This is a genomic window from Kitasatospora sp. NPDC048540, from assembly GCF_040651175.1.
Taxonomy (GTDB): Bacteria; Actinomycetota; Actinomycetes; order Streptomycetales; family Streptomycetaceae; genus Kitasatospora.
Genome location: NZ_JBEZIR010000032.1, coordinates 1 through 15056, shown reverse-complemented (window position 1 = coordinate 15056; position 15056 = coordinate 1). Strand labels below are relative to the sequence as shown.

Below are 15056 nucleotides of genomic sequence, written 5' to 3'. Positions count from 1 at the left end.
GTGCGTCCGGGACACCGGGATCGCGACGGTGGAGGCCGGACCCCACACCGTGCCCTCTGCGAAGGAGCCCCACCGTGACCACATCGACCACCCCGACCACCCCGGCCACATCGGCCGCCGCGAACACCTCCGCCACCCCGGCCGCCGCGCCGGCCGACCACGGCCTGTTCACCACGGGGGAGCCGGTCAGCTCCTGGACGGTGACCACCGCCCTGCCCGTCAGCTACCAGGTCCGCTTCACCCCGCACCTGCTCGACCCGGCCGACCCCGCGCTGGCCCGGGCCGGCGGACCGGCCGGCCGGCGGCTGGTCGTCGTCGAGGCCCGGGTGCACGAGCTGTACGGCGACCGCATCCACCGTTACTTCCTGGCCCGCCGCGTGGCGTACGAGCTGTGCGTGCTGCCCGCCCACGAGCGGGTCAAGGACATGGAGTCGGTGTTCCGGGTCGCCGAGCAGATGGACCGCTTCGGCATCTCCCGGCGCGGCGAGCCGGTCATCGCGATGGGCGGCGGCGTCCTGATGGACGTGGTCGGCCTCGCCTGCAGCCTCTACCGGCGCTCCACCCCGTTCGTCCGGGTGCCCACCACCCTGATCGGCCTGGTGGACGCGGGCGTCGGCGCCAAGACCGGCGTCAACTTCGGCCGCCACAAGAACCGGCTGGGCACCTACCACCCGGCCACCGCCACCCTGCTGGACCCCGCCTTCCTGGCCACCCTGGACCACCGCCACCTGAGCAACGGCATGGCCGAGATCCTCAAGGTCGCCCTGATCAAGGACCGCCGGCTGTTCGAGCTGCTCGACGCCCACGGCCCGGACCTGGTCGCCGAACGCTTCCAGGGCCCCACGGCAGGCACCGAGGTGCTGACCCGGGCCGTGCACGGCATGCTCGAGGAGCTCCAGCCCAACCTCTGGGAGCACCGCCTGGAACGGTCGATGGACTACGGCCACTCGTTCAGTCCGACCGTCGAGATGCGGGCGCTGCCCGAACTGCTGCACGGCGAGGCGGTCTGCCTGGACATGGCCCTCACCACCGTGCTGGCCGCCCGCCGCGGGCTGCTCGACCTCGAACAGCGCGAACGCGTGCTCGCCCTGATGCGGCGGCTGCGGCTGCCCGTCTTCCACCCGCTGATGGAGCCCGACACCCTCGGCGACGCGCTCACCGACACCGTCCGCCACCGCGACGGCCGCCAGCGGCTGCCGCTGCCCGTCGGAATCGGCGACGGCTGCTTCGTCGACGACCTCACCCCGGCGGAGCTCGCCGCCGCCGCGGCCGACCTGGAGGAGCTGTCGTGCGCACCGCGGTGATCGTCGCGGACACCCGCGACCCGGTCGCCGTCCACGGCGTGCACGGCACCTCGGGACTGACCCAGTGGGCCTGCCTGGCCCGCCGGGCCGGTCTCGGCGGCGGCTGGGAGGCCGTCGAGTGGGCCAGGATCCCGCGCGGCGGCGTCAGCGGCGAGCACCTGCACACCCGTACCGAGGAGGTGTACGTCCTGCTCGCCGGCCACGGCGAGATCACCCTCGACGGCCACCCCCACCCCGTCCGGGCCGGAGACGCGGTCCTCACCCGCGTCGGTACCCGGCACGGCCTGCGCAACCTGGGCCGGCAGGCCCTGGAATGGCTGGTGATCGAAGTGACCGCCCCACTGCTCCCGTCGCCGCGGACACCACTGCTGGACCACTCGCTCGTCACCAACCTGCGCCGGCTCGGCCGGATCGACCCCACGGTCGTGCTGTCCGGGCCGCTGCGGCTGCTGGAGACGGTCCGGCTGCGGCCCGGCGAACGGGTCACGCTGACCGCCGACGTCGTCGAGCACACCCTGTTCGTCAGCGCCGGCTCCGGACGCGCCGCCACCGCCGGACTGCGGGTACCGCTGCGGCCCGGCCGGGCCCTGACCCTGCCGCTCGGCAGCTCGGCGGCGCTCACCGCCGGGCGCGGGGGACTGGAGTACGTGCACGCCGAACTCGCCGTCCCGGACGGCCACGGTCCGCTGCCCGGTCCGGTGCCCGCGGCGGGAGGTGAACGGCCGTGATCGTCGCCGACACCGCCCGCGCGGCCGTCCACCTCGGGCCCGGCACCCAGCGGCTGCACGTCCGCTGCCTGGCCCGCCGCGGCATGCTGCACAGCGAGACCGAGGCCTTCGACCACGTCCGGCTCGGCCCCGGCGCCTGCTTCGACCTGTCCGGCCGCGAGGGCACCGAGGCCGCCTGGTACGTGCTGCGCGGGCCGGCCGCCCTGCTGGACTGCCCCGACGTGCCGCAGCGCACCCTCACCGACGGCGACCTGCTGCTCGCCCCGCACGGCGAACGCGTCCACCTGCACGCCGGACCGCTCGGTGCCGAACTGCTCTGCCTCACCGTGCTGCCCCACGAGGTCAGTTCGGCCCTGCCACCGCGCCGCCCCGACCTCCTCACCCGCACCTGACACCACAGGGGGGCGCCTACGGCGGGGGGCGGGTTCCGCTCCGCGGGGGTGCGCGTGTGCGGCGAGGGGAGGGGCTCCGGCTGGGGCGCGGGAGGGCCGCGGGTTCCGCTCCGCGGTGGTGGGTGTGCTCGGCTGGGCGCCTCCGGCGGGGGCCAGGTGGCACGGCAACTCCCGCTCCGCGGTGGTGTGTGTGCGCCTTCGGCGGGTGCGGGAGGGCGCGGCGGGTCCCGCTCCGCGGGGGTGCGCGTGCGCCTTCGGCTGGGCGCCTCCGGCGGGTGGCGCGGCAGGTTCCGCTCCCGGGTGGTGCGTGCTGCGTTTCGGGTGGGCGCGGGCCTCCAGGAGACGCCCCGGGAGGGGAGGGCCCGGCTGGCGGTGACGGGGAGGTGCCGCAGGTCCAGCTGCGCTGTTCCCGTCCGCCCCCGGCGGCGGCCGTTCGTCCTGTGCGTCCCGTCCCCCGGGGCGGGACCGGGACCGGGTCCGGGACGGGTGGAGGGGCTCAGGTGCCCGGGGCGGTGGGCGGCGGACTGTTGCCAGGGTCGGCCCGCTGCCAGGGCCGGCAGAGCGGAGGAGTGCGATGACCCACCCCACCCGGCCGGCCGCCCTCGACCGGCAGATCCAGACCGGCGGGGCCACCGTCCGCCTGCTGGCCCGCAGCGGGCCGGCCACCCGCCCCGACCTCACCACAGAACTGGCCGCCCTCCACGCAGACCTGTTCGTCGCGGTGACCGGGCCCGGGTCCGCGGAGGCGTTCGCGGCGGACCTCCCGGCCCGTGCCGTCCGGATGGACGTCCCGGCCGCCGGCACGCTGCGCTCCGTCGAGCGCCTCGCCGAACGCGCGCTGGCGGCCGGCGCCACCCGCCGTAGCGTCGTGCTCGGCGTGGGCGGCGGCCGCGCCGCGCACACCGCCGGGCTGCTGGCCGGACTGCTGTTCAACGGCCTGCGCCTGGTCCAGGTGCCCGGCACCCTCGCGGCCGCCTGCGGCCCCGCGCTGTCCCTGCGGCACACCGTCGGGTCGGGCGTGCTCGGCCTGTGGCAGGCACCGGAACTGGTCTTCTGCCCGCTCGACCGGCTCGCCGCCGCCTCTGCCGGCCCCGCCGATCTGGTGGAGGCGGTCCGCGCCGTGCTGGCGGTCAGTCCCGCCGGGTACCGGCCGCTGGCCGCCGCGCTCCGCCCCGAGGGCGGCTACCGGCCGCGCGAGCTGGCCGCGTTCCTCGCCCTGTGCGCGGACGCCCGGGCCGCAGTCACCCGCGACGACCCGCTGGAACGCGGACCGGGACGCGCCCTCGGCTACGGCCGCACCGTCGGCCGGGCGATCCGCCTGCTGGCGGGCGGCGCGCTCGGCGAGGGCCCGTCGGAGGGTCTCGGCATGCTGGTCGCCGCCCGGATCGCGGTCCGGCTCGGCCTGCTGCCGGCCGAGGACGAACAGGCCCACCGCGACCTGCTGCGGCGCGCCGGGCTGCCGGTGGTCCTGCCGCCCGGGGTCGACCCGGCGGGCCTCGCGGCCGCCGTCCCGGTGGCCGCCGCCCGGGACGGCGAGGACGGACTGGTCCTGCTGACCGGACTCGGCCGGCCGCACACCGGCCGCGGCAGCCTGCTGACCGGGGTGGACGACCGGGCGCTGCGCGCCGGGGCCGAAGCCGTCCGGCCCACCGGGGTCCCGCACTCCCGCACTTCCGGCGTCCCGGCCCCGGCCGAGCGCTGACCGGGCCGGGACGGGACGGGACGGGACACCGCACCCGTGCACCCGGGACAGCGGGCGGCCGATCGTCGAAGCACAGCACCGGACGACCCACGGACGAGGAGCATCCGCCATGACCACCACCCACCGGACCCACCGGACCGACCGGACCGACCGGACCGCCGTGACCTCCCTGCACCGGGGCCGCGCCGTCGACCCGGGCCGGGTGCTGACCGGCCCGCTGCTCGGCGTCGGCCTCTCCTGGCTGGAGCCCGACGCCGAGCTGGACCTGGACGCCGACGGCGTCGAGCACGCCCTGTACGTCACCACCGGCTCCGGCCGGGCCGGCGGCCGGGAGGTGGAGGTCGAGCTCGCGGAGGGCACCGGCCTGACGCTGCCGCTCGGCGGCAGCGTCACCCTGACCGCCGGCCCGGCGGGCCTGGAGTACTTCCACGCCGTGCTGGCCGTCCCCCGAGGGGCCCACCGATGATCGTCGTCAGCACCGCCTCCGCCTCGGCCGCCGTCCTGGCCGGCCCGGACGGCGAGTTCATCCGGGTCAGGCCGCTCGCCCAGCGCGCCGTGCTGCGCAGCGCCACCGACTCCATCGACCAGCTGCGGCTGAGTCCCGGCGCCGTTCACGAACACCCGGGCCGGCCGGACGGCGAGTCCGTCTGGTTCGTCCTGCGCGGCCCGGTCGTCGCCGAGCAGGTGCCGGACGGCGCCCAGCACCTGGCGGACCGCGGCGACCTGCTGCTGGCCCCGGCCGGCCGCGGGCTGCGCCTGCGGTCCGGGCCGCTCGGCGCGGAGCTGCTGTGCCTCGCCCTGCGCGCCACGACCCCCACCCCCACGCCCACCCCGGCGCCCCGCCGCCCCAGGATCCGCAGGAGCACCCGGCCATGACCGTCCATCCCGTTCCCGCACTCACCCCCGTTCCCCGGACCATGGCCGCGCTGCGGATCGAGGCCCCGGACCGGGTCGTCCCGGCCCGCCTGCCGGTGCCGGTCCCCGGGCCCGGGGAGGCGCTGATCAGGACCGCCCTGGTCGGTCTCTGCGGCACCGACCTGGAGCTGCTCCGCGGCACCGCCACGTACCTGCGGGACGGCCGGGCGGGCTACCCGCTGGTCCCGGGCCACGAGTGGACCGGCACGGTGGTCACCGGCGGGCCCGAATTCGCGCCCGGCGACCGGGTGGTGGGCCGGACCATGGTCCACTGCGGGCTGTGCCGCAGCTGCCGGCGCGGCCGCCGGGAGCTGTGCGAGCGGCTCACCGAGGTCGGTCTGTACGGCCGTCAGGGCGCCGCCGCCGAGTACCTGACGATGCCGCAGACCGCGCTGGTCCGGGTGCCGGACGAGGTGGGCGACCGGGCCGCCGCCCTGGTGGAGCCCGCCGTCACCGTGGTCGGCGCCCTGGAGCGGGCGAACTGCCGTCTCGAGGACCGGGTGGCCGTCGTGGGCACCGGCACGATCGGCCTGCTCGCGGTGCAGCTCGCGGCCCGGCTGGCCGGGTCGGTCGACGCGGTCGGCATCGACCCGGCGGGTCTGGCGCTGGCCCTGCGGTTCGGCGCCCGGCGTGCGTTCGCCCCCGCCGGGGCCGCGGACCGCGAGTACTCGCTGGTGGTCGAGGCCTCCGGCGCTGCTCCCGCCTTCCGCCGGGCCCTCGGCCTGCTGGCGGACGGCGGGCGGCTGGCGGTGATCGGCGTCGCGGGTGAGCCCGCCGAGGGCTTCGTCCCCGGCGAACTGGCCCTGCGCGGACTGTCGGTGACCGGCGTCCGGCACGGGGTCGACCACTACGACCAGACGCTGGAGCTGTTCCGGTCCGGCGTCCTGGACGCCGAGCCGCTGATCGCGGCCGAACTGCCGCCCGCCGAGGGCCCGTCGGCCTTCGACCGGCTCCGCCGGGGCCGTGCCGGAGCCCCCAAGATCCTGCTCGACTTCGGAGGTACCCGATGATCCTCGTCCCTGCCGCGCTCCCCACCCGGGCGCCCGGCTTCCGCCGGCTGATCGACCCCGCCGTCGCACCGGCCGCGCTCGGCGGCCTCACCGTCGAGGCCGTCCCGGCGGGCGGCCGCACCGGGAGCACCGCCGAGTCGGAGGCCGTCACCCTGGTCCTGGCCGGGCAGGCCCGCTGGGCATCCCGGGTCCTCGGGCCGGGCGCCGGGCTCTACCACCCGCCGGGCGCCCGGTACGGGCTGACCGCCGACGCCGACGCCCCGTTCACCCTGCTCACCGTGTACGGCCCGCCCGTCCGGAACCGGCCGCCCGGCCCGGCCGGACCCACGGGTGGCGGGTCCCCGGCCTCGGTGCCGCTGGTCCGCCGCCCGGAGCACGGCTCCGCCCTGACCCGCGGCGGCGGCTTCGCCGGGATGGGCGTGCACTGGCTGGCCACCGCGCGCAGCGTCGGCGCCCGCGGCCTCACCGTCGCGACCTCGGTCTTCGTCCCCGGCGGCCGGCACGCCCTGCACTGCCATCCGGCCGCGGACGAGTTCTTCCTGGTCCTGACCGGCGGGGGCGACCACCTCACCGAGCGCGGCCGGGTCCGGCTGGCCGCGGGTGACCTGGCGTACGTCCCGGCGGGGGAGTGGCACGGCTTCACCACCCGGCCCGGGGCCGCCACCACGGCCCTGTACGGCTACCTGGGGGCTGGCAGTCTGCGCGCCGCCGGTTACCGGATCCGCACCACCACAGCTCAGGAGGCATCATGAACGCCATCGTCACCGGCGCCAGTTCGGGCATCGGCCGGGCCGTCGCCGTCGCCCTGGCCGAGGCCGGCCACACCGTCTCGCTCGGCTACCACCGCGACCCGGCGGGCGCCCGCCGGACCGCCGAACTCGCGGGCGGAGGGGTGCCGTTCCGCCTCGACCTGGCCGATCCGGCCGGCGCCGCCGCCGCCGTCGAGCGGGCCGCCGAGCAGTTGGGCGGGCTGGACGTCCTGGTCAACTGCGCCGGGGTCAACCGCCGTTCACGCTTCCTGGTGGAGCAGCTGGACGACTGGCGGCGGATCCTGGACATCGACCTGACCGGCCCGTTCGCCTGCGCCCAGGCGGCCGCCCGGCTGATGGCCGCGCGGCGGCGCGGCGGCCGGATCGTCAACGTCACCTCGGTGCACGAGTTCGTCCCGGTGGTCGGCGGCGCCGCGTACTGCGCGGCCAAGGGCGGGCTGGGCGAGCTCACCAAGGTGATGGCGGTGGAGCTGGCCCCGTACGGGATCACCGTGAACTCGGTCAGTCCGGGGGAGACCGCCACCCCGATGAACGGTGTGCCGGAGGGCCGCGACGCCGCCGACTACCGGCGCCCGGCGATCCCGGCCGGCCGCCCCGGCCGGGCCGCGGAGGTGGCCGCCGCGGTGGTCCACCTCGCCTCGCCGCAGGCCGCGTACACCACCGGCATCACCCTCACCGTCGACGGCGGCCTGAGCCTGACCGGAGCCCTGGCCAATCAGCGCTACGTCCACGAGCAGCAGTACGCCGAGGAGGAGTCGGAGGCCCACCGGCGCCCGGACCCCGTCCCCGCCCCCGCCGGGAGGCCGTCATGAGTGCGATCCCCGGTGCGCTCGCCGTGCACCACGTCGCCTACACCGTGCCCGATCTGGACCAGGCGGTGGAGTTCTTCACCGGTGTGCTCGGCGCCCGGCTGCTCTACCGGATCGGCCCGGTCGAGGACCCCGAGGGGGAGTGGATGACCCGTCAGCTCGGCGTCCACCGCGAGGCGCGGGCCTGGATCGCCATGCTGCGGCTCGGCCCGGTGACCAACCTGGAGCTGTTCGAGTACCGCTCGCCCGACCAGCGCCGGGTGCTGCCGCGCAACAGCGACTGGGGCGGCCACCACCTGGCCATCGCGGTGGAGGACGTCGACGCCGCCGCCGCCCACCTGCGCGCGCAGCCGGGTGTGGAGGTGCTCGGCGAGCCGCAGACGGTCGCCGACGGCGGCCCGATCCACGGTGACCGCTGGGTGTACTTCCGCACCCCGTGGGGCCTGCAGCTGGAGATCCTGCGGATGCCGCCCGGCATGCCGTACGAACTGGACACCTCCGACCGGCTCTACTCGCCCTCCGAGAGCTGGAGGTGACCGGGACGGCGGGCGCGCCGTGGGCGCCGTTCAGCGGTGCAGGGCGAAGTCCTCCAGCGAGACGCTGTACGCGTGACGGTCCGGCCGGTACCCGACGCAGTAGCTGCGCGGGTACCAGCCGGGCTGCTGCCAGGCCTTGGGCTGTTTGACCGGTGAGCAGGCGGTGGCCGGGTCCGCGGTCCGCGCGTCGCGCAGCGTCGCCAGGGTGACCATCGGCTCCAGGAAGGTGATCCGGGCGTCGTAGGAGCCGTAGACGAAGGTCTTGGTGAACGGTGCGCCGTGCCACTCGGGGGAGGTGAGGTCGGGCAGGTGGTTGCCCATCGCGACCTCGGTGATGTTCTTGTTCTGGTGGTCGGCGGGGAGGTACTCGGCCGGGACCGGCCGGGTGGCCGTCGCGTAGTCGGCGCAGTTGGTCAGGCCGCGGCACGGGCCGGGCCGGATCGCGTCCCGTTCGGCCTTCGGCTGCAGGTAGAAGTGGTTGTCGAAGTGCGGCCGGTCGAAGACCGCGGCCGGCGGGTGGCCCATCGGGTTCCAGTTGACCAGGGCCCACTTCAGCGGCATGTCGGGCATCCGCAGCAGCGCCGCCGGCAGCGGGAGCACCCGCTCGTGGCTGCCGGCGCACTCGGTCATCGGGTCGGTCCGGCCGTCGCCGTCGACGTCGAAGCAGTGGTGGCCGTCGGTCATGGCGGTCGGCAGGTGGTCCAGCGCGCGGTCCGAGTAGAGGATGCCGACCGACAGCGGCCGGCCGTGGTCCAGCCGGGCGTAGGTGCGCACCAGGCCGTCGCCGAGCCGCTGCGGCGTGCCGAGCGCCAGGCACGGGCGGAGCGGGCCGGTGCCGGGGCAGCCGTCGAGGGCGGCCGTCCAGGGCGCGGCGGCCGGTGCGGCCGCGGCGGGGACCGCGGTGGCGGCCAGTGCCCCGAGGGCGAGGGCCAGCCGGGCGGCGGTCCGCAGGAGTCTTGGTGCCATGGCGGCGGCCTTTCGCGACGCTCCGATGGGTGGACCGTCGGAGGATCCCCCGGTAATCGCCGCCGTCCCCGCATGTCACCAATAGTCACCCTGATGGCACTGGTAGTGTCCGCGGCGTGGCTGATCAGCAGAGCGGTGCCCCATCGGTGCGTGTACTGATCGTCGATGATCATCCGCTGTTCCGCGAGGGGCTCCGGGCGGCGCTGGAGAGCGCGGACGGCGTCGAGGTGGTGGGGGAGGCGGAGACCGTGGCCGCCGTTCCGGGCGCCGTCGCCGAGCACCGGCCGGACGTGGTGGTGCTGGACCTGACACTGCCCGACGGCTCCGGCCTGGACGCGGTCCGTCTGCTCTCCGCGCAGCCCCCGGGGCAGCCCCGGCCGGACCCGTCCGTCCCGGCCGGACCCCTCGCGGCCGGGGTCGCGCCCGAACCGGACGGCTCGGCCGTCCCCGTCCTGATGCTGACCATGGCCGACGACGACGGCAGCCTGCTCGCGGCGCTGCAGGCCGGGGCGCGCGGCTACCTGGTCAAGGGCGCAGGCCGGGACGAGGTGCTGCACGCCGTCCGGACGGTGGCGGCCGGCGGCGCGGTGTTCGGCGCCGGGATCGCCGCCCGGATCACCACCCTGCTGTCCGGCAGCCGGCTGCGCGAGGCCGGGCAGCTCTTCCCCGCGCTGACCGCCCGCGAGGCGGAGGTGCTCGACCTGGTCGCCCGCGGCCTGGACAACCGCCGGATCGCCCGGGAGCTGTTCGTCGCGGAGAAGACCGTCCGCAACCACGTCACCCACATCTTCGAGAAGCTCCACGTCGCCACCCGCGCCGAGGCCGTCGCCCGGGCCAGGGACATGGGCCTGGGCGACTCCTGAGGGCGGTCCCGGCCGCGCGGTGGGGCCGGACGGGACCGCGGCCCCGTGCACCCGGGACACCGGGCCGACCAGGATGGCCACCCGCAGCACGAGGAGGACCGACACCCAGGAGGAGCCGATGAGCCGGCACACCGCCCTCGCCCCCGCCGAGATCACCAGGGACCGCCGGCTCGACGCGGCGTTCTGGATCTGCGGGACCACCATCCTGGCCGCGCTCTGCTGGGTGGTCCTCGCCCTGACCCACCTCGGCGATCCGCGGGTGGGGCCGTACCTGGTCGACGACGGGCTGCTGGTCGCCGTCGACGTCTGCTTCGCGCTGGTCGGGCTGTTCCTGATGGTGCACCGCACCCTGCACGGCCCGGGCTCGGTCTTCCTCGCCGCCGGCCTGCTGCACTCCCTGCGGATGCTCGCGCTGCTGGCCGCCGCACTGGCCGGGGCCGGCCCGGTGGCGGTGGACGCGCTCACCGTGCTGGTGCTCGCCTCCGACATCGCCTACGCGCTGACCGTCTACGCGCTGCCGCTGTGGCTGCCGTCGGGCCGGCTGCCGTCCGGCCGCTGGAGCTTCCTGTTCCCGCTGCTGGTGCTCTGGGTCGCCGCCCACGAGTACTACCTGGTGGCCGGCACCGCCGACTGGTACGGCCTGGCCAACCCGCTCGGGCACGGCGGGTGGGCCGTCCTGTACGACCGGCTGGGCTCGCTGTTCGGCTCGGTGGACGTCTGGGAGGCGCCCGCCGTCGCGCTGGCCGCGCTGCTGGTGGCCGCCGTGCGCTGGTACCGCTCGCGCCGGCCGCACCTGCGGATGCTCGGCATCCTGATCCCGTACCTGATCTGGCTGGCCGCGGTCTTCCTGCCGTACCCGCTCGACTTCGACGGGCGCTGGCTGTTCTACGTCGGCGCGGCCTCCTGGGCGGTGGGCGTGGCCTTCGCCTTCGCCGGGGACCGCTCGGCCTACCTGGACCGCTCGACCCGGCGGGTGATGGCCGCCTTCGTGCTGGTATCCCTGCTGGTGCTCGCCAACGCGGTGCTCGGCTACCTGATGTACCGCCTGCTGCCGGCCGCCGCCACCGCGGACGCCCGCTGGCTGGCCTTCGCGGCCCTGGTGATGGGGGTGCTGCTGCGCCCGGCGGCCGGCTGGGTGCTGCACGCCGTCGACCGGTACTACTACGGCCGGCGCGCCCATCCGTACCAGGTGGTCCGCAGGCTCGCCGAGCGGCTGAGCCTGGCCGTCGACCCCGGCGACGCCCCCGGGCTGCTGTGTTCCACCGTGGTCACCTCGCTCGGCGTGCCCGGTGCCCGGGTCACCATCACCACCGCCGGCGGTCGCAGCGAGGTCGCCGCGGTCGGGCAGTGCCCGCAGGACGCCGAGCGGCTGCCGCTGCGCTTCGAGGGCGCCGAGATCGGCGAACTGCACGTCGCCCCGCGCCCCGGTCGGGGCGGCCTGGACCGGCAGGACCGCGAGGTGCTCGGCTTCCTCGCCGACCAGGCCGCCCCGGCGATCGCCTCGCTGCGGCTGTACGAGGAGCTCCAGGCCAGCCGCAAGCGGATCGTGCTGGCCCGCGAGGAGGAGCGCCGCCGGCTGCGGCACGACCTGCACGACGGTCTCGGCCCGGCACTGTCCGCGGTCCGGCTCCGGCTGGACACCGCCCGTTCGGCGGCGGGCCCCGGCTCCGCGCTGGACGGGTCGCTGCTGGCGGCGTCCGAGGGCATCGGCGGCGCCATCAAGGAGCTGCGCGGGATCACCGACGGGCTGGCGCCCGCCGCCCTCGGGACCTGCGGCCTCGACGGCGCGCTGCGCCGGCTGGCCGGCGGTCTGGACGGGCGCACCCTGCGGGTCAGCGTGGAACTGGACCCGGATCCGCTGCCGCAGCTGCCGGCGGCGGTGGAGGTGGCGGTGTACCGGATCAGCGGGGAGGCGCTGAACAACGTGGTCCGGCACTCCGGGGCGACCAGCGCGACGCTGAGCCTGCGGGTCGAGGCGGACCGGGTGCTGATCTCGGCCCGGGACAACGGCGCAGGCTTCCCGAGCCACGGTTCCGACGCCGGGGTCGGCCTGCGGTCGATGGCGGAGCGGGCGGAGGAGCTCGGCGGCCGGTTCACGGCGGCGAACGACGCCACCGGCGCGGTGGTGACCGCGGCCATCCCGCACACCGCGGCACCCGGCCCGGTCGACTGACCGGCGCCGCTGCGGCGCCGTCCCGGAGGTGACCGGATGTAAGGGGGACCACAGGCCCATGCGGCCGGGACGGCCCGGCGGGGATATTCGGTGCAGAGGGGGGAACGGCTGGACCGAATCGCCCACCTGTTCGCAGGCGGGCGGGGAACCCGGAGGTACCGAGATGCAGGCGAAAGGCATAGGCAAGGCGGCGGTGTGGACGGTGGCACTCGCCACCGTGGTCGGAGTGTGGCGGACCACGGCCGGCCGTCCGCCGAAGCCGGTCGAGGCGGGCGGCCCGGGCCATCCGGACATCCCGCCCGGTGGCGGCGGCCGTCCGCCGCAGCCCGGCGAGCAGGCGGCCACCCGCGGCACCACGGTGGAGACGGCCGGCGGCAGCACCTGCGGACCGGGCCATCCGGCCAAGTGACCCTGTCCCACCGCCACCCGGACGGCCCGGCCGGTACGCGACCGCGTGCCGGCCGGGCTTCGTGCTGCCCGGGGTGGGGTCGCTGCCGCCCGGCGGCGGTGCCAGGATCGGGGTGGGCCGCCACGGGGCGGCCCACCGGGCATCCAGGGAGCGCAGCTGTGAGCGGACTGCAGGTCGTCGTCTTCGGCGCGTCGGGCATGGTCGGCCAGGGCGTGCTGCGCGAGTGCCTGCTGGACGACCGGGTGGCGGGCGTGCTCGCGGTGGTCCGCTCCCCGCTCGGCCGCTCGCACCCCAAGCTGACCGAGGCGGCGCTGGCCGACTTCACCGACCTGGCGCCGCTCGGTGACCGGCTCGCCGGGCTGGACGCCTGCTTCTACTGCCTCGGGGTCTCCTCGGTCGGGATGGACGAGCGGGCCTACACCCGGGTCTCGTACGACTATCCGCTGGCCGCGGCCCGGGTGCTGCTGGCCCGCAACCCCGGGCTGACCTTCACCTATGTGACCGGCGAGGGCACCGACCGGACCGGGCGTTCGCGGGCGATGTGGGCCCGGGTGAAGGGGCGGGCCGAGAACGACCTGATCGCGCTGGGGCCGGACACCTACATGTTCCGGCCCGGTTTCATCCAGCCCCGGCACGGCGCCCGGTCGCGCACCGGCTGGTACCGCGCCGGGTACGCCGTGACGGCCCCGCTGTTCCCGGTGCTGCGGCGGCTGGTCCCCGGCTGGGTGACCGCCACCGACACGGTGGGCCGCGCGATGCTGGCCGTGGCGGTGCACGGTGACACCGAGCGCGTGCTGTCCACCCGTGGGATCAACCGCCTCGGCGGGCAGTAGCCGCCGGGGCCCGGCCCGGTTCCGGACGGTCCCTCAGGCGGGCTGCGTCCGGTGCCCCTTGACGAAAGCTTTGCTTCGCTCAATCATCATGGTCGCGTCAAGTTAGTGCCGTCCCGCTGCGCCGCACCCCAATCGGCGCGCGGCCGACGTGTGCTGTCCCGGTCCAGTTCTGCCCCACCAGAATCCGGAGCCCTCCATGTCCGAGCCCGCCGTGCGGCGTGCGATACGGCGATCCCGTGTCCGCCGCTCCGCCGTGGCCGCAGTCGCGGCCGCCGCCGCTGCCGCCGCCACCCTCCTCGTCCCGGGCGGCGCCTCCGCCAGCCCGGCGCCCCGTCAGGGCGTCCTGGCCGCACCGGACATCCCGGTCGCCAACGTCAAGGCGCACCTCGCCCAACTGCAGTCCATCGCCACCGCGAACGGCGGCAACCGCGCCCACGGCCGGGCCGGCTACAAGGCCTCCGCCGACTACGTGAAGGGCAAGCTGGACGCCGCCGGGTTCACCACCGTGCTGCAGTCCTACACCTACAACGGCGCCACCAGCTGGAACGTCATCGCCGACTGGCCGGGCGGTGACACCGCGCACACCATCATGGTCGGCGCGCACCTGGACTCGGTCACCGCCGGCCCGGGCATCAACGACGACGGCTCCGGCTCGGCCGGCATCCTGGAGACCGCGCTGGCCGTCTCGCGGGCCGGTCTGCAGCCCGCGAAGCACCTGCGCTTCGGCTGGTGGGGCACCGAGGAGGCCGGCATGGTCGGCTCCAGCAAGTACGTCAACGGCCTGTCCAGCAGCGACCGTTCGAAGATCGAGGCCTACCTCAACTTCGACATGATCGGCTCGCCCAACCCCGGCTACTTCGTCTACGACGACGACGCCCGGCTGGACTCGCTGTTCAAGGACTACTTCACCGGCCTCGGCGTCGCCACCGAACCGGAGACCGAGGGCGACGGGCGCTCGGACCACTCGCCGTTCAAGAACGCCGGCATCCCGGTCGGCGGCCTGTTCAGCGGCGCGGACTACATCAAGACCAGCGCCCAGGCCGCCAAGTGGGGCGGCACCTCCGGCCAGGCCTTCGACCGCTGCTACCACGCGTCCTGCGACACCTCGGCGAACATCGACGACACCGTGCTGGACCGGATGAGCGACGCCATCGCGCACGCCATCTGGACCCTGGGCACCGGCAGCACCACGCCGCCCACCGGCACGGTCTTCGAGAACACCGCCGACCTCGCAGTCCCGGACGCGGGCGCCGCGGTGACCTCGTCCGTCACCGTCACCGGGGTGAGCGGCAACGCGCCCGCCGCGCTGCAGGTCGGCGTCGACATCAAGCACACCTGGCGCGGCGACCTGGTGATCGACCTGATCGCCCCGGACGGCACCGCGTACCGGCTGAAGAACTCCAGCTCCAACGACTCCGCCGACAACGTGATCACCACCTACACGGTGAACGCGTCCGGCGAGGCCGCCAACGGCACCTGGAAGCTCAAGATCCAGGACGTGGCCGCCCAGGACACCGGCTACCTCGACAGCTGGAAACTGACCTTCTGACCGGCGGCGCGCGTGGGGGGTGCTCCGCCGCGTGACGATCATCGAGTCGGGCGACGCCGAGCTGCTCCCGGGCGAGCTCGTCGAGCGCGGCCGCTTC

16 protein-coding genes are annotated in these 15056 nt (G+C 75.9%); 15 read left to right on the top strand and 1 reads right to left on the bottom strand.

Features of this window, described 5'->3' with window-relative positions; translation table 11 throughout:
* The first annotated feature begins 74 nt into the window (after positions 1-74).
* From AB0D08_RS15405 to AB0D08_RS15360, 10 genes are all read left to right on the top strand, one after another.
* Complete coding sequence (locus AB0D08_RS15405) at positions 75-1304, top strand: sedoheptulose 7-phosphate cyclase (RefSeq protein ID WP_359889047.1); 1230 nt, start codon at positions 75-77, stop codon at positions 1302-1304.
* Positions 1289-2032 carry a cupin domain-containing protein gene (locus AB0D08_RS15400; protein ID WP_359889045.1) on the top strand — a complete coding sequence of 248 codons (744 nt, stop codon included), beginning with the start codon at positions 1289-1291 and terminating at the stop codon, positions 2030-2032. The genes AB0D08_RS15405 and AB0D08_RS15400 overlap by 16 nt, the downstream gene beginning before the upstream one ends.
* Positions 2029-2424, top strand: coding sequence for a hypothetical protein (locus AB0D08_RS15395; protein WP_051812465.1), 396 nt, complete (start codon positions 2029-2031; stop codon positions 2422-2424). Before AB0D08_RS15400 ends, AB0D08_RS15395 begins: the two co-directional genes overlap by 4 nt.
* 574 nt (positions 2425-2998) lie before the next feature.
* Positions 2999-4126, top strand: coding sequence for a hypothetical protein (locus AB0D08_RS15390; RefSeq protein WP_359889042.1), 1128 nt, complete (start codon positions 2999-3001; stop codon positions 4124-4126).
* A 109-nt stretch (positions 4127-4235) separates the two neighbouring features.
* Positions 4236-4592: a hypothetical protein gene (locus AB0D08_RS15385; RefSeq protein WP_359889040.1), complete on the top strand. Its 357-nt coding sequence runs from the start codon at positions 4236-4238 to the stop codon at positions 4590-4592.
* Positions 4589-5002: a hypothetical protein gene (locus AB0D08_RS15380; RefSeq protein WP_359889037.1), complete on the top strand. Its 414-nt coding sequence runs from the start codon at positions 4589-4591 to the stop codon at positions 5000-5002. Before AB0D08_RS15385 ends, AB0D08_RS15380 begins: the two co-directional genes overlap by 4 nt.
* On the top strand, positions 4999-6051 hold the full coding sequence (locus tag AB0D08_RS15375) for an alcohol dehydrogenase catalytic domain-containing protein (protein ID WP_359889034.1): 1053 nt from the start codon (positions 4999-5001) through the stop codon (positions 6049-6051). The genes AB0D08_RS15380 and AB0D08_RS15375 overlap by 4 nt, the downstream gene beginning before the upstream one ends.
* Positions 6048-6803: a cupin domain-containing protein gene (locus AB0D08_RS15370; protein ID WP_359889032.1), complete on the top strand. Its 756-nt coding sequence runs from the start codon at positions 6048-6050 to the stop codon at positions 6801-6803. Before AB0D08_RS15375 ends, AB0D08_RS15370 begins: the two co-directional genes overlap by 4 nt.
* The gene (locus AB0D08_RS15365; protein WP_359889029.1) at positions 6800-7633 is read left to right on the top strand and encodes an SDR family oxidoreductase; all 834 of its coding nucleotides are present in this window, start codon (positions 6800-6802) and stop codon (positions 7631-7633) included. Before AB0D08_RS15370 ends, AB0D08_RS15365 begins: the two co-directional genes overlap by 4 nt.
* Positions 7630-8166, top strand: a complete 537-nt coding sequence (locus AB0D08_RS15360) for a VOC family protein (RefSeq protein ID WP_359889028.1) — start codon at positions 7630-7632, stop codon at positions 8164-8166. Before AB0D08_RS15365 ends, AB0D08_RS15360 begins: the two co-directional genes overlap by 4 nt.
* Before the next feature lie 30 nt (positions 8167-8196).
* Here AB0D08_RS15360 and AB0D08_RS15355 read toward each other — a convergent pair whose 3' ends face one another.
* Positions 8197-9132 carry a hypothetical protein gene (locus AB0D08_RS15355; protein WP_359889025.1) on the bottom strand — a complete coding sequence of 312 codons (936 nt, stop codon included), beginning with the start codon at positions 9130-9132 and terminating at the stop codon, positions 8197-8199.
* 116 nt (positions 9133-9248) lie between these two features.
* Between AB0D08_RS15355 and AB0D08_RS15350 the strand changes: the two genes are divergently transcribed.
* The 5 genes from AB0D08_RS15350 (at position 9249) to AB0D08_RS15330 (ending at position 14959) form a co-directional block, all read left to right on the top strand.
* On the top strand, positions 9249-9995 hold the full coding sequence (locus AB0D08_RS15350) for a response regulator transcription factor (protein ID WP_233289036.1): 747 nt from the start codon (positions 9249-9251) through the stop codon (positions 9993-9995).
* A 118-nt stretch (positions 9996-10113) separates the two neighbouring features.
* Positions 10114-12168 (top strand): histidine kinase, encoded by a 2055-nt coding sequence (locus tag AB0D08_RS15345; protein ID WP_359889023.1) that lies wholly within the window; start codon positions 10114-10116, stop codon positions 12166-12168.
* A gap of 163 nt (positions 12169-12331) precedes the next feature.
* Positions 12332-12577, top strand: a complete 246-nt coding sequence (locus tag AB0D08_RS15340) for a hypothetical protein (RefSeq protein WP_033820734.1) — start codon at positions 12332-12334, stop codon at positions 12575-12577.
* Between the two features lie 158 nt (positions 12578-12735).
* Positions 12736-13410, top strand: a complete 675-nt coding sequence (locus AB0D08_RS15335; protein WP_233289037.1) for an epimerase — start codon at positions 12736-12738, stop codon at positions 13408-13410.
* Positions 13411-13633: 223 nt separating this feature from the next.
* A complete protein-coding gene (locus tag AB0D08_RS15330; protein WP_033820743.1) occupies positions 13634-14959 on the top strand; it encodes a M28 family metallopeptidase in 1326 nt (441 codons plus the stop codon).
* The last annotated feature ends 97 nt before the right edge of the window (positions 14960-15056 follow it).

What these genes read in the sequence shown, in the direction of transcription:
- AB0D08_RS15375 (WP_359889034.1), top strand. Translation starts at nt 4,999, where the DNA reads ATGACCGTCCATCCCGTTCCCGCACTCACCCCCGTTCCCCGGACCATG.
- AB0D08_RS15390 (WP_359889042.1), top strand. Translation starts at nt 2,999, where the DNA reads ATGACCCACCCCACCCGGCCGGCCGCCCTCGACCGGCAGATCCAGACC.
- AB0D08_RS15355 (WP_359889025.1), bottom strand. Translation starts at nt 9,132, where the DNA reads ATGGCACCAAGACTCCTGCGGACCGCCGCCCGGCTGGCCCTCGCCCTC.
- AB0D08_RS15385 (WP_359889040.1), top strand. Translation starts at nt 4,236, where the DNA reads ATGACCACCACCCACCGGACCCACCGGACCGACCGGACCGACCGGACC.
- AB0D08_RS15370 (WP_359889032.1), top strand. Translation starts at nt 6,048, where the DNA reads ATGATCCTCGTCCCTGCCGCGCTCCCCACCCGGGCGCCCGGCTTCCGC.
- AB0D08_RS15380 (WP_359889037.1), top strand. Translation starts at nt 4,589, where the DNA reads ATGATCGTCGTCAGCACCGCCTCCGCCTCGGCCGCCGTCCTGGCCGGC.
- AB0D08_RS15340 (WP_033820734.1), top strand. Translation starts at nt 12,332, where the DNA reads ATGCAGGCGAAAGGCATAGGCAAGGCGGCGGTGTGGACGGTGGCACTC.
- AB0D08_RS15360 (WP_359889028.1), top strand. Translation starts at nt 7,630, where the DNA reads ATGAGTGCGATCCCCGGTGCGCTCGCCGTGCACCACGTCGCCTACACC.
- AB0D08_RS15365 (WP_359889029.1), top strand. Translation starts at nt 6,800, where the DNA reads ATGAACGCCATCGTCACCGGCGCCAGTTCGGGCATCGGCCGGGCCGTC.
- AB0D08_RS15345 (WP_359889023.1), top strand. Translation starts at nt 10,114, where the DNA reads ATGAGCCGGCACACCGCCCTCGCCCCCGCCGAGATCACCAGGGACCGC.